Origin of the sequence: Shewanella sp. AC91-MNA-CIBAN-0169, assembly GCF_040310165.1 — a bacterium.
GTDB lineage: Bacteria > Pseudomonadota > Gammaproteobacteria > Enterobacterales > Shewanellaceae > Shewanella.
The window spans coordinates 1-13,550 of the sequence record NZ_JBEOPM010000008.1 but is presented as its reverse complement, the minus strand read 5'-3'; the positions used below and the strand labels follow the sequence as shown (position 1 = coordinate 13,550).

The window sequence follows — 13,550 nt, the reverse complement described above, 5'->3', positions numbered from 1 at the left end:
AGGATTTACAGATGTTTAACGTAATAGTGAGTACAACTAAAGGTACTAAAGTTGGTGAGTTTCAATGCATACATTCAGAATGTCATGTGGGCAAAGATAATGGACAACTGATACAACTCCGTGGGTTTAAAGTATCAAAGCATCATGCCACGCTATCGCAGAATGAGATTGGTATATTTGTCTCTGATAATCAAAGCCGCACAGGCTTAAAAGTAAATGATGAAAAGCAAAAAGAATTTGGCCCTTTATCTCTAATCGACAAAGTACAAATTGGTGATTATATCATTAGAGTGCAATCATCTGATCCTAAAACAATTACATCTGAAACTTATCATAATGAAGACCTAAGCCTAACGGATAGCAGTATTATAGATTCCGAAATAGCTCAAGTTAACGAGTTAGATAAACAAACTACACTTAATCGTGAGGCTATTGCGTCAGATGAATTAATTCAAAGAATTAAAGTTAGAAATGAATGCAGACGTAAAGTTCATCGAGAACTACTAAAATTGATGGATTTAAGGCGCGTGAATGTCAACGAAATGAGTGACGATGAATTAAGAATCCAAAGTTCCAAATTGATAGAGCAGATTATTGCATCTATGACTCTTCCTGACGAAATAGAAGTCGACTCGCTGATTAAGGAAGTCTTAGACGAGACCATCGGTTTAGGGCCATTAGAGAGTTTAATTGCCGATCCCGATGTTACCGAGATTATGGTTAACAGCCATGATCAAATTTTTTATGAAAAAGCAGGTAATTTATTTTTATCTGATATTTCTTTTTCAGATGATCAGGCGGTTTTAGGAGCAATAGAAAGAATCGTAACACCTATTGGGCGTCGAATTGATGAAAGTTCACCAATGGTTGATGCAAGGTTAAAGGATGGCTCTCGTGTTAATGCGGTAATACCTCCATTAGCCCTAAAAGGTCCATGTATTACCATTCGTAAATTTATGCAGAAAAGACTTAGCTGCAATGATTTAGTTAACTTTGGTTCAATGAACCAGCCGATGGCTGCATTTTTAGAAATGGCCGTTAAGCAAAAAAGAAATATTGTTATTTCTGGTGGTACTGGTTCAGGTAAAACAACGTTGTTGAACGTTTTATCTAACTTTATCCCCGATAATGAGCGGATTGTAACGGTAGAAGATGCCGCTGAACTGCAACTATATCAGCCAAACCTTGTTTCATTAGAAGCCCGTCCACCCAACCAAGAAGGGAAAGGAGCGGTAGAAATTAGGGATTTAGTTAAAAACTGCTTACGTATGCGTCCAGACAGAGTGGTTATTGGGGAATGTCGAGGTGGTGAAGCTCTCGATATGCTTCAGGCAATGAACACTGGCCATGATGGTTCATTGACCACAGCACACTCTAACTCTCCTCGTGACTGTGTTTCACGATTAGAGGTTATGGTGATGATGGCCGGTATGGATTTACCTATATTAGCGATTCGTGAGCAAATTACCTCAGCTGTTAATATTATTGTACAGCAATCTCGTTTTTCTGATGGCTCAAGAAGAGTGACAAGCATATGCGAATTAACAGGACTAGAAGGAAGTGTTGTTCAGTTATCTGAAATTTTTAAATTTCAGCAAACAGGTTTTAATACTGAAGGTAAAATTGAAGGTTTTTATACTGCAACAGGCACAGTGCCAGAGTTTTATGAGCAGCTACAAAAACGAGGTGTAAAGATTAAATTGGATATTTTTGATACCGGAGGCCGTAAATGACAATAATTATACTTGCAGCTTCTTTAGCATTTATTTCAATCGCCTTATTGGTTTGGTCTTTAAAGCATTTATCCGAAAGATTTGCATTGAACTATCACCAGACATTTACCTCGTCTGCAAAAACGAATCTGACAGAAATGTTTTTATTCATTGAACCTAAACAGCTGTTTATCGTGAATATGATAACCCTTTTATCGCTGCCTATTCTGTTTAGGCTTTTTCTGGGTACATGGGTTTTAGGCCTTTTATTAAGTATATCTCTGGCTCTGTTACCCCGGTTTGCTTATAAGTATCTACATAAAAGACGTCGTAGAAAGTTTGTACACCAACTACCTGACTCGCTCAATATGGTTGCTACCTCCATGCAATCTGGGGCTAACGTTACTAGCGCAATTGAATTTATGGCTGAAGAAATGGAGTCACCATCAAAGCAAGAGTTTCAGTTGTTTCTTCGTGAGCAAAGGCTTGGTGTTGAGTTTAATAAAGCGTTAGACAATATGCTGGTGAGAATTCCTGAAGATGAATTTCAACTTGTTACAGCAGGTATGCAAATATCAAGAGAGATTGGTGGCAACTTAGCTGAAGTTTTACTCAGACTTTCAGATACCCTGCGAAGAAAAATTGAGATGGAAGGTAAAATTGATGCATTAACCTCACAAGGTAAAATGCAAGGTGTGGTAATGACGTTATTACCTGTCTTTATTGGCTTAGTGCTATATCAAATGGAACCATCATCAATGGGGCGTATATTAACAGAGCCAATGGGGTGGGCGTTAATTGCGCTTATCACCATCATGTTATTTGCTGGTTATATGTCAATCCGAAAGATTGTTACAATAGATGTATAGGGAATATTATGGTTAATATTATTGTAGCGTGTTACACAATAGCCATTATTTTTTTGGTCGTTAGTTGTATTCGAATTTATCGAAAAGTGCCCAACGATAATCGTGAATTTATGGATCCACTATCACCAGGGCTAAAATTGATTTGGCCTTTGGTGAAAATTTTCGCTTTTTATATAAGTGAAAATTTAAGTGTTGATTATCTAGAGCGTGTTTCAAAAAAACTGCAAATCTCTGGGCTGTCATACATAATGACCGCTGAACAATATTTTGCCATAAGGGTATTAAGTACACTTTTTTCTCTCGGGTTAACAATATTTTGCGGTATATTATTGGAGAGTTTGGAAACTAATTACTTAATTTTTTCTGTTGTTTTTGGTTACTTTTTACCTGTATTAACCTTAAATGATTTACGGAAAAAGCGTCAAGGCCTGATCGTCAAATCGCTGCCTGTTTATTTAGATTATTTGACCATGGCTATTGAGGCAGGGTTAAATATGACTGGGGCGTTGTCACAAGCCGTAGACCGTGGTCCAGCCGGACCGTTACGTATAGAATTAGAGAAAGTGATCCGCGATATGCGTGCAGGTATGTCAAGAGCGCAATCTTTTAGAAACATGGCCGAGCGTGTACAAATTACCGAAGTAAATAGCCTTGTGAGCGCACTTGCTCAAGCAGAAAGAACCGGTGCAAGTTTAGGTCACACATTACGCATTCAATCAGATCAACGACGTGTTGAGCGTTTTCAGCGTGCCGAGAAGAAGGCTCTTGAAGCGCCGGTTAAGTTAGTGTTTCCTCTAGTCATATTTATTTTCCCCGTCACTTTCATGATACTAGCTTTTCCAATCGCCATGAAATTTATGTATGAGCTATAAAATGGATTTTATTAGTATTAAAAGCGACAAAGGCAGCATTATTGATAGTGTTGCTTTGGCAGATAAAACCCTTAACAGATTAAAAGGCCTTTTAGGTAAAAAAGGGCTAACGATGCAACAAGGTTTACTGATTAGCCCTTGTAACTCAGTACATACCGTAGGGATGAAGTTTGATATTGATGTCATTTTTTTAAACAAACAAAATCAAGTTATCAAAATTAAACCATCAGTAAAGCCAACTAGAATGGTCAGCTGTTTTCGGTCAAAAAAAGTACTAGAACTGGCGTCGGGAAGTGCTCAATACAACAATATTTCAATAGGAGATTCATTGTCATGGTAAGACAACTATCATTCATTGTAGCTTTATTATTTTTGGGTTTAAGTGGTTGTACAACTACAAAAACAGATGTACCAGAAGGTAATCAGCAAATAATGCAAATTCAAGCGAATGCGGAACGTGCTTATAAAATGGCGATGTTAGACAAAGCAGAAAGTCTGTACTTTGAAGTATTAGCTAGTGTGCCTAACTATGCTCCAGCATGGTTCCGTTTAGGTAATATTTATACTCGAACTGGTCGTCATGACGCAGCAATAGCAGCTTATTCAAAAAGTTTAGAGTTTGAACCTGATAATCAAAAAGCATTTTATAATATAAGTCTGGTTAGAATTAAGCAGTCAACCGAAGCGTTATCGGCAGCAACCAAACATGGTGATATTAACTCGCCGATTGGCAAACAAATACAAGCATTATTAAATGCGCTTAATCAATTACAGAGAGAGCCTCGCAAACCCGATCAGCAAATCGAAGCGTCGTTATAATGAAACGCATAATTTTTCAAAATCAGAAAGGTCAAAGTATGGTTGAGTTTAGCCTTGCTGTGCCTTTTTTAATGCCAATCGTTTTAGTCACCATGATGCTAATTGTACAATGGGCCTTTATATATTCAGCCAAAAGTACCCTAAATGCGGCCACAATTAATGCTGTTAGGGCAGGCACGCTGCACAACGGTAATATCAATGAAATTCGTAATGGGCTTGCTCAGGGGATGATGCCTTTATTTGCCCATGGGACTGATATTTCTGACACTCTAGAGGCTGTTGCAAAATCAAAAGTGGCAGTAGCATTACAAAGCGATATTACTATTTTAAGCCCAGATAGAACCGCTTTTGATGAGTTTAAAGTGAGGGTGAGATATCCCCAAGGCAATCTTTATGAAATACCTAATAATAATTTAATGTACCGAAATCCGGCATTAAAAGATTTAGGGCAAGGTAGAAAGTTAAATGTACAAGATGCCAATTTATTACAGATAGAAGTCAGATGGTGTCAAAAATTGATAGTCCCATTTGCTAATTATGTTATTGAAGAAATTATAACGTCGGCACTGTACTTACCCGGTCCAGAACAACTTGTTTGCAACGCGCTTGGGCAAGCAACAGGTGATAGTTATTTAGCAATGGTTTCGCAAGGGTTAATGCGAATGCAAACACCTTTTAGATTGTAATTGAAATAAAGATGAACTTGACATAACAGTCAATAAAAATTGAAAAAATGGATTTATATAGGGATATATTCAATGAAACATAATGCACTTTGGTTAGCTATTTTATTAGCTGCCAGCGTAGGAATGAGTGGTTGTAATAGTGAGCTAGAGGAAGGGGAAGGCGTTGGCGTTGTGGTGCCCACTCCGGTAGATCCGGTTGATCCAACAGATCCTATCGACCCAACGGATCCGGTTGATCCTACTGATCCTGTCGAGTTTGTCGGTACCTGGGAAAACAAGGATGAAGATGGTGATGGCGTGCCAGATGAGCAAGATGATTATCCGTTTGATGCGAGTCGATCTGAATACGAATTGGTTTATGAGGAAGAGTTTAATAATAATGTTGCTCAAGCAAATCTAGCAGGTCGTATTCCATTTCGGATTCAAGGATCCATAAGTGATTCACGTGATATCGATGATTTTAAGTTCACCGTATCAAGTGAGGATATTGTCGCAGAAAATATTTTTAGTTTTATGCTTTATAAAGATGAGCCTAAATTCAAACCAAGAATAGTTATCATAAATGATGATGGTATTGTTCTTCAAGCGCCAAGTTTAGCTATTGATGTGGTTGGCCGAATAGGTTACGCAATATCTTTTAAACCTGAAGGTGCTGGGAATTATAATATAAGTGTGACTGACTATAATGGGAATAGTGATGTAGGTTTTACATATTTATTAGAGTCATTCGTTGATCAAGATAGTGATGGCGTTGCTGATGAATTAGAAGTTGCCTTAGCTATGAATCCTAATATACAAGATACAGATAAAGATAATATTCTTGATGGTAATGAATATCATGTCTTTAAAAATCAATATTTACGTGATATCGATGTCGACTCGGATAATATTCCTAACTGGTTAGATAGTGATTCTGATGATGATGGTATTTTGGATTTATTAGAATCTACAACGAATTTTGATGGAGATAATTATCCAAATTTTGTAGATTTAGATAGTGATAATAATAATGTTTATGATAAAGATGATTTTGATGATTCTATAGGGTACCTGCAAGATACCGATGGAGATAATATACCCGACTATGCTGATATCGATGATGATGGTGATCTGCTTTTAGATATAAATGATATAGAAAGTAAAATCGCTTTGTTAACATTTGATAGAGAAAGTGCTACTTCACCAAAAATACTAAATGTCCAATTAAATATTAATGGTAGCTATGCAATAAACAAAATCTCTGCATTTAACCCTGTAGTTATTAATGGCGAAAACTTAAATTTATCAAGTGAAGCTTTTGTTGTTTTAAGTAAGGATGATGCAAATGGGAAAATGTCAAATATAAAGGTTAACGTTGCTTCAGAAAATAAAATTGAATTTGTTGTACCTGATTATGGTGATATTGCGTTTGGCGGGGAATATGTAGAATTATTTCTTGTTATTGATGGTAAGAGAACAGAAAAAATACGTGTTAGATTGCTGGATCCACTAAACCCACAGTTGTATACGTTTACCCCAACTTCTACAGAATCAGGGCAAGTTATTAGTATCGTTGGTGAGAATTTATCGGCAGGCACAAATGTAGTTATTAATGATCAAGAAATCCAACTGAGTATACTTAGCTCAAACTCTGCACAGTTTATAATACCTGAGTTAGCTTTAACGTCTAATATTTATCTAAAGAATCAATATGGTACAAGTGAACCGAGCTTATTGATTATAACTAAAAATCAAAATGTTGTAATTGATATACCGGCACAATATCAAAATGTAGTTGGACCGTTTCGCTTATCAATGGTTGATAAATCATTTGTTGAACTAAGTAATATTCAAGGTTATGCATATCCATTTAATAGTGCGCAACCCGATACTTTGCTGATAACAAATTCTAATGGCATCAGTATATTGCGTACTATAATGTTACCTTCTGAATCGCAAATTAATGTTAGTTTAGATTCAACTATTAAGGCTATGGCTTTGACTAGCTTTATTCAGGATAAAACAGAAGCACAAGTCATTGAAGCGTTAGAGTTACTTCCACAGTTGTCAAGTTATCATTCTCTTGAAGAGTATGTGTTGGCTGGTATAAGTACAGATATAGATGCTACATTAGATTTAGGTAATATGGCTATAGCGGCTAAAATTTATGATGTAAATGAAGAATTAAAACAATTATTAACACAGACATCCAATTCACCAGAACACAAAAGCAGTTTTAAGAATTATATAGAAAGCGCGATAGTTGGTAAGTCTTCAGCTTCTGATCCTCAAAGACCTGTAATCACACCCGCAGAGTCACAAGACGGTATCAAAGTTGAACCCACAAGAAAGGGTATTACAGATTTTTTCGATTATGATGGCTATACAGAATTGCAAAATAGCACTCAGATGTATTTGAGTGCAGCTGTATATAAAATTAATAGTAATTTAGACGTTCAAACCTCGCCAGCAGTTGGTATAGATCCGTCAAATAACAAAACAAGTAAGACTTATAGTCATATTGATTCTTTTCTTGACCGCGATATGATTGCTCCTGTCAACTATACTGCATTTTCAATTGCTTATTGGTCGAAAGATACTGACTTAGATGTGTGTAAATACCAAGACTGTTTAATTGAAGTAATTACTCCAGGACCTAATGGTGAAGAATTAACTGATGCAACAAAAAAAAATGTTGCAAAGAATTTATTTATTAGAAATTTAATCGATAGAGCAATTTGGCCTACTTTTAAGTCAATTTCAGAGATTATTACTAAAGCAACATCTAAAGATAGTAATAAGCAAGGAATTGGCTCGGATGGATACGTTCGAGATCCATCCAAGCCTGAAATGGCTAAACATATAACCGAAATATTTATATCTGTACTTCCTAATGTAATGGACTCTATACATGATGCATTTAAAGATGGAAAAGTTACTCCTGCAGAAGAAAAAGATATTATTAATGAACTAACTAAGGTTATGGATGCAGAAACTAATGCTTTAAAATCACTAAAGTTAGGACCTGTTTTTACTGCAATTTATTCAGCAGCAGGTTTTGATTTAGCCGATTTACTTAAAGATATTTCAACAGCCATAAGGGATAAGATTCTTGAAAGTTTTATTCCATATTATGGTCAAGCCATTAGAGTTATTGAGGTTTTAGAATTAATTAATAATGGGGCTGATGCTGCAGAGGCTTGGTATCATTTATTTACATTAAATCAAAAGTATGAATATAGAGTTACTTGGGGATTACGTATTGTAGCCATGGATCCAGGAGTGATTCAAATAAAAGAAAATGATTTGGTTGAGTTAAAGATAATAGGTATTGGTATTTGTCCTGTTACGGATTGGGCTGGAGATCCTACTTATCCGGTGATAAAGTTTCATGATAAAACGACAGGTGAAATGACAACATTAGTTATTGAGAATCGAGGGGAACTATATAATTCTTATCGAGTGAATAACCTATGTACTGAAGCGAAAATATATATGCCACCAACATATTTATCTAAAATGACAATTGATTCCAAAGTGACAGTAGAACTTGAATTTTCAGGGGATATCGCGAATAGTGAAGTTCAACAGTCGAAACCACAATTTCTTACTTTTGGTGATGGTTTAAAAATCGATAAGATAACACCGCAACCAGCATTTATTAATAGTGAAGTGATTATTACAGGCTTAGGTTTTTCAGATACACCTAGTAACAATGAGGTTTATTTTGTTGATAAATTGAATAATAAGATATCTGCTAGGATAGTAAAATCAACAGCGAATAAGCTTACTGTATTGGTACCTTCTAGCGCTGTTTCTGGTAATGTCTATGTTTTGGTTGATAATAAAGAGGTAGTTAGTAATATTGTCATAAGCTCTACTGAGATGATATTTACTTTTGGTGATAATGGTAACGAAACAGACGATAGCTTTCAAGTTCTGGTAAATAACGTTGCGGTTGATGAATCAACAGCAGGTCAAACTAAACGTACAAAGAAATTAACTTTACCACCAGGAGAGGTAGACTTCGAGCTTGTAGGTATTACAGTTCCCGACTCTCGGGCGACATATTATGTTTGTTTTTCAAATAATGTAGATGTGGTTAGTGGTATTACATCTGCTAAAGTAGATTTCGAACCTGGAAGCCAGTTTTCTACTAAACTTAGATTAAATGTTAAGTCAGAGTCAGCTTCTAATCCGGTGAATTGTAGGTACTTCGATCCAACAACCAGCCAAACAATTGTAATGTGGGAAGAATAATCATGAATATTGTAGTTAAGTCGCTAATATTGGCTTTGCTCGTTAGCTTGTCATATGAATCGTATGCAGATGATAATAATTATAATTTTGTTGCGAACAGTAATACCGATAATATTTTTCTTGATAAATGTAAGATTTATAGGGAAATACTAAAAACCAACGATATTGAGTTATTCAAAACTTTTATCGATCCGTCATTGCATGAGCATCCTCGTTTAGCTAAAGGTTTCTCTACTTACGTAAAGAACTATGAGCGAGAAGTCGGTGAAGAGGCTTATACATTGGAAAGCATTGTCATAGTGAACTTAGAAGACCAAAACTTTGCTGGTGTCGATTACATATATTCATTTAATAATGGCAAAGGCCATGGTAACTCAGGTTGTACATTTACCCGTTTAGAAGGTAATCATTGGAAACTACGACCTCGTTAATATTAAGTATATTAATAAGATCTACAGCAAAATGAAAAAGTGTAAGTCGATTAAGGAATAGGATGTTTAACAAGTTAACAGGGACGTTATTGATTACCGCGTCATCATTTTCAATTGTGTCAGCTGTTGAAAAAATAAAGTGGATTTTTATATGCTTTAATCTGATTTATGTGGTGTTGGCGGTAAGTGTTTTTTCTTTTTCGGCTGAAACTGTCGGGCGTTTAATGCTCAGTATATTGTCGATGTTGGTAGCGTTTAGTTATCAATGTCGATGGTGTTTTGATGCCTCACGCAATGTGTTAATACAGTTCCATGGTTTCAAGTTAGGGAGGAAATCCATTTATTCCCTTCAACAACAAGATGTTGATTACTCAATAATAAAAAATATTGAGTTAAAAGAAGTGCATAATACTTATAAAGTGATTTTGCATGTTAAAGAGAGTCAACAAGCTCCATTTCCTGAACCGATATCGATATTGTTAAAAGTGAAGCAACATAAGTTGCCCACATTGGTGCAACAATGTCGAAAAGAGTTAATGTCGCAGGGGATTAATGTTGTCGGTCAATTTGATAGCGTTAGCCGTAAAGATTGGCCAACCTTTAGTTCAGTTCCGCTCGACCAAGATACCGTAAAAGCCTTTATTGGGATTAAGCTATTTAACGACCCGATAAAATTACAATACCCCGTCACACTGTTTATGCTGCCTTTACCTCGGCAATACTTTCATCAAGTCTGGGCTTCAAGTTATATTAGTTTTATGGCCGCCCTGTTTATCCTTTATTCCAGCCATAATATCGTAGCGGGCATAGTGGTTGCATTATTTGGGGTAGCTGTGTCTGCTGTAAGGCGAAAGCTCATTTGCGATAAGCATTATACACAGGGGATATCGAATCCTAATGAGATTGTTATCAGCGAGAATTCACTTGTTATTCCAAGAGTGTGAATAACATGGCCACCCAAAATTGTTGGCTAAATATTAAACACTCAACTACGCTTTATTTACCCTTCCTAAATGGTATTTGAAGATGGCCAGACCAAGACAAACTATCGTTAGCTTAGAAGATACACCTTACTATCACTGTTGTTCACGTGTGGTACGTAAGGCTTTTTTGTGCGGTTTTGATAGCTCAACAGGTGAAAACTTTGAGCATCGACGAGAATGGGTTGATGCCCGTATTATTGAATTAGCGACAATTTTCGCCATTGATATTTGTGCGTATGTTGTCATGAGCAATCACTTGCATGTAGTGATTAAAGTGGACGCAGATAAAGCAAAAAACTGGTCAGATAAAGACGTACTGATTCAGTGGCACAAAGGCTTTAAAGGTACCTTACTGACACATAAGTTCGTAAAAGGTGAAGACCTGAATGAATTTGAATTAAAGACGGTAAATGACAGTATCATCCAATATCGCAAACGTTTGATTGATATCAGCTGGTTTATGCGCTCGCTTAGTGAGCCAATAGCCAGACAGGCCAATAAAGAAGATAAATGCACCGGAAGATTCTGGGAAGGCAGGTTTAAATCTCAAGCGTTGCTTGATGAAGCCGCAGTGTTAGCTTGTATGGCCTATGTCGATTTGAATCCTATTCGCGCTCAAATGGCCACCACACCCGAAAGCTCAGACTATACCAGTATTCAGCGTCGAATAAATTCAGCGATAAAAGGTGAGCAACCAACAGCGTTATTGCCTTTTGTGGGTAATGAGCGCTTAAACATACCTAATGGGTTAATGTTCAGTGTAAAAGACTACATCGTACTGGTTGAAGATACTGGTAGGATTATTCGACAAGATAAGCGCGGTGCCATTAGTTCAAGCAGCCAAGATATTCTTAATAGACTCAACATCCCTGCTGAGAACTGGCTAAAAATTACTACCGAGTTTGGCGCGTTATTCAAAGGCGCAGTAGGGGCTTTACCTGCATTAACTGACTATTGTGAACATTTAGACCGAAAGCGACGACAAGGCGCTTCAAATTGCCAGCGCTGGCTGTGTGCTTAAGGCTTAATATCGAGAAAACTATAATGTATTTTACACTTTGGTTGGTATCAATCTGCTAGTGTTGCCTTCATTTTGGCCTATAAGCTGATTATCAAGTTTAAAAACTTATTTACTGTTTAAAAGGATATATTTTGGTTTTTGTATAGTCATAAAAGGCTATCGTAATTCAAGTGAAAAGGCAGTAAGTTATTTCATTATAAAAATGGGTGATGAGATGGACGCTCCCTAATACGGCGTCAATGCGCCAAACTGATGTTGAACCATACAGTTACTTAAGGAGCGTCCACCATGAAAGTTACCACTATTGCGATTGATTTGGCAAAAAATGTTTTCCAAGTTTTAGGAATGGATAGCCATGCAAAGCAAGTCTTCAATAAACGTTTAAATCGCACTCAACTGATTGAGTTTATGTTGCAACAACCCCATTGCGATGTGGTCTTTGAGGCTTGTTATTCATCCCATTACTGGGGGCGTAAGTTTCTCGCTATGGGGCATAACGTTAAACTCATTCCTGCCCAACATGTCACCCCGTTCGTGCGAGGCAGTAAAAATGACAACAATGACACAATGGCGATTTTTGAAGCCAGCTTTAGGCCAAACATTCGTTTCGTGCCAGTGAAAACCGAAGAGCAGCAAGAAATATTGATGTTACACTGAGTCAGAGAACGTTTAGTAAAGGAGAAAACCGCCTGTACTAATCAAATTAGGGGTGTATTAGTTGATTTTGGGATTTACTTTGCCCAGGGCTATAAAGCATTTGAAGTGGCTATGTGGGACATCATTAACGATGCGTCACAACGCCCTATTATTAAACTGATGGCTAATGACTTCTGGGATGAATATCAAAGTGTTAATAAACGTTTAGACAGAATTAATACCTTGATAAAAAAGCTTGTCGAGCGTGACCCTAATGGCAAAATCTTATTAAGTATTCCTGGTATCGGCCCCATTATCGCATCAGCGTTTGTTGCATCAATTGGCAAAGGCCAGGCGTTTAATACTGCTAAAGAACTGGGGGTGTGGCTGGGGTTAACCCCTAAGCAATTTGCCTCTGGCCATCGAAGTGTTAATGGCAGTATTACAAAACGTGGCAACGGATATTTACGAAAACAGCTTATTCATGGCGCCAGAACCGTCGTCAGCCATGCGAGTAAAAAACAAGATGATTTAAACCGTTGGATAACACAGTTAAGAAGCCGAAAAAGCATCTGCAGTACGGTGGTTGCCACGGCTCATAGACTCGCCAGACTGATATGGATTTTATTACAAAAACAAGTGCCTTATGCTCCGCAATATGCAGCAAATCAAGGTGTAAACCATGTTACTTGTTAACACTGTTGTCGCTATCTTGCAGAGCTCGGTCTGGCCAAGGACTCCGAGTCCGACTGGGTGATAAGAGCCGCAAGATAGCACATTAAATACTCACCAGGGTTGTTGTGAACGATGAAGAAATGGCTCAGTCCAACCAGTGCTAGCCCGAATAGGCCAAGGATAGGAAAGCCTAATCCGCATGGGTGTTTCAATTGACAGGCGCAGTGGTACGGATTTCATTAGGGGCGCAGCTTGGCTGTTAAGCCCGTATATATGGCAGTACAACAGCTTCTAGCGGTAAATGAGCACATCAAAAGCAACGATAAGAGTGAGAATGTTGTATAGAAAACTAAGGCCAAAAAGCCTTCGGTGAGCAGAGTATTATCTTGACTCACCGGGAGCGTCCATATATGGCATTGTTAATGTTCATTGTTAATGTTGGCATTGTTAATGTTGATATATATATTGAACTAATACATATAAAAATGGGTGGCATTGTTAATGTTGTTAATGTTCATTGTTAATGTTGGCATTGTTAATGTTGGCATTGTTAATGTTGATATATATATTGAACTAATACATATAAAAATGGGTGGCATTGTTAATG

The 13,550-nt window shown here is 37.1% G+C and carries 10 protein-coding genes and 1 pseudogene; all 11 read left to right on the top strand.

Translation table 11 applies throughout. The features are described from left to right. The first annotated feature begins 11 nt into the window (after positions 1-11). Positions 12-1,733, top strand: coding sequence for a TadA family conjugal transfer-associated ATPase (locus AAEY98_RS08920; protein WP_351016402.1), 1,722 nt, complete (start codon positions 12-14; stop codon positions 1,731-1,733). After that, a complete protein-coding gene (locus AAEY98_RS08915; RefSeq protein WP_351016400.1) occupies positions 1,730-2,581 on the top strand; it encodes a type II secretion system F family protein in 852 nt (283 codons plus the stop codon). The genes AAEY98_RS08920 and AAEY98_RS08915 overlap by 4 nt, the downstream gene beginning before the upstream one ends. Before the next feature lie 8 nt (positions 2,582-2,589). Then, the gene (locus tag AAEY98_RS08910) at positions 2,590-3,453 is read left to right on the top strand and encodes a type II secretion system F family protein (RefSeq protein WP_351016398.1); all 864 of its coding nucleotides are present in this window, start codon (positions 2,590-2,592) and stop codon (positions 3,451-3,453) included. Between the two features lies 1 nt (position 3,454). Then, on the top strand, positions 3,455-3,793 hold the full coding sequence (locus AAEY98_RS08905) for a DUF192 domain-containing protein (RefSeq protein WP_350997785.1): 339 nt from the start codon (positions 3,455-3,457) through the stop codon (positions 3,791-3,793). After that, positions 3,787-4,272 (top strand): tetratricopeptide repeat protein, encoded by a 486-nt coding sequence (locus AAEY98_RS08900; RefSeq protein WP_350997782.1) that lies wholly within the window; start codon positions 3,787-3,789, stop codon positions 4,270-4,272. Before AAEY98_RS08905 ends, AAEY98_RS08900 begins: the two co-directional genes overlap by 7 nt. Then, positions 4,272-4,958, top strand: coding sequence for a TadE family protein (locus AAEY98_RS08895; RefSeq protein WP_350997779.1), 687 nt, complete (start codon positions 4,272-4,274; stop codon positions 4,956-4,958). Before AAEY98_RS08900 ends, AAEY98_RS08895 begins: the two co-directional genes overlap by 1 nt. 72 nt (positions 4,959-5,030) lie before the next feature. Then, positions 5,031-9,197 (top strand): IPT/TIG domain-containing protein, encoded by a 4,167-nt coding sequence (locus tag AAEY98_RS08890; protein WP_351016396.1) that lies wholly within the window; start codon positions 5,031-5,033, stop codon positions 9,195-9,197. A 2-nt stretch (positions 9,198-9,199) separates the two neighbouring features. Beyond that, on the top strand, positions 9,200-9,628 hold the full coding sequence (locus AAEY98_RS08885) for a hypothetical protein (RefSeq protein WP_351016394.1): 429 nt from the start codon (positions 9,200-9,202) through the stop codon (positions 9,626-9,628). 62 nt (positions 9,629-9,690) lie between these two features. After that, on the top strand, positions 9,691-10,572 hold the full coding sequence (locus AAEY98_RS08880; RefSeq protein WP_351016391.1) for a hypothetical protein: 882 nt from the start codon (positions 9,691-9,693) through the stop codon (positions 10,570-10,572). A gap of 82 nt (positions 10,573-10,654) precedes the next feature. Beyond that, positions 10,655-11,632, top strand: coding sequence for a transposase (locus AAEY98_RS08875; RefSeq protein WP_350997762.1), 978 nt, complete (start codon positions 10,655-10,657; stop codon positions 11,630-11,632). A gap of 288 nt (positions 11,633-11,920) precedes the next feature. Further along, a pseudogene (locus AAEY98_RS08870) lies at positions 11,921-12,964 on the top strand (IS110 family RNA-guided transposase). Positions 12,965-13,550 lie beyond the last annotated feature (586 nt).

Coding starts and splice junctions, on each gene's coding strand:
- AAEY98_RS08915 (WP_351016400.1), top strand. CDS start 1,730: ATGACAATAATTATACTTGCAGCTTCTTTAGCATTTATTTCAATCGCC.
- AAEY98_RS08885 (WP_351016394.1), top strand. CDS start 9,200: ATGAATATTGTAGTTAAGTCGCTAATATTGGCTTTGCTCGTTAGCTTG.
- AAEY98_RS08910 (WP_351016398.1), top strand. CDS start 2,590: ATGGTTAATATTATTGTAGCGTGTTACACAATAGCCATTATTTTTTTG.
- AAEY98_RS08890 (WP_351016396.1), top strand. CDS start 5,031: ATGAAACATAATGCACTTTGGTTAGCTATTTTATTAGCTGCCAGCGTA.
- AAEY98_RS08895 (WP_350997779.1), top strand. CDS start 4,272: ATGAAACGCATAATTTTTCAAAATCAGAAAGGTCAAAGTATGGTTGAG.
- AAEY98_RS08880 (WP_351016391.1), top strand. CDS start 9,691: ATGTTTAACAAGTTAACAGGGACGTTATTGATTACCGCGTCATCATTT.
- AAEY98_RS08875 (WP_350997762.1), top strand. CDS start 10,655: ATGGCCAGACCAAGACAAACTATCGTTAGCTTAGAAGATACACCTTAC.
- AAEY98_RS08920 (WP_351016402.1), top strand. CDS start 12: ATGTTTAACGTAATAGTGAGTACAACTAAAGGTACTAAAGTTGGTGAG.
- AAEY98_RS08900 (WP_350997782.1), top strand. CDS start 3,787: ATGGTAAGACAACTATCATTCATTGTAGCTTTATTATTTTTGGGTTTA.
- AAEY98_RS08905 (WP_350997785.1), top strand. CDS start 3,455: ATGGATTTTATTAGTATTAAAAGCGACAAAGGCAGCATTATTGATAGT.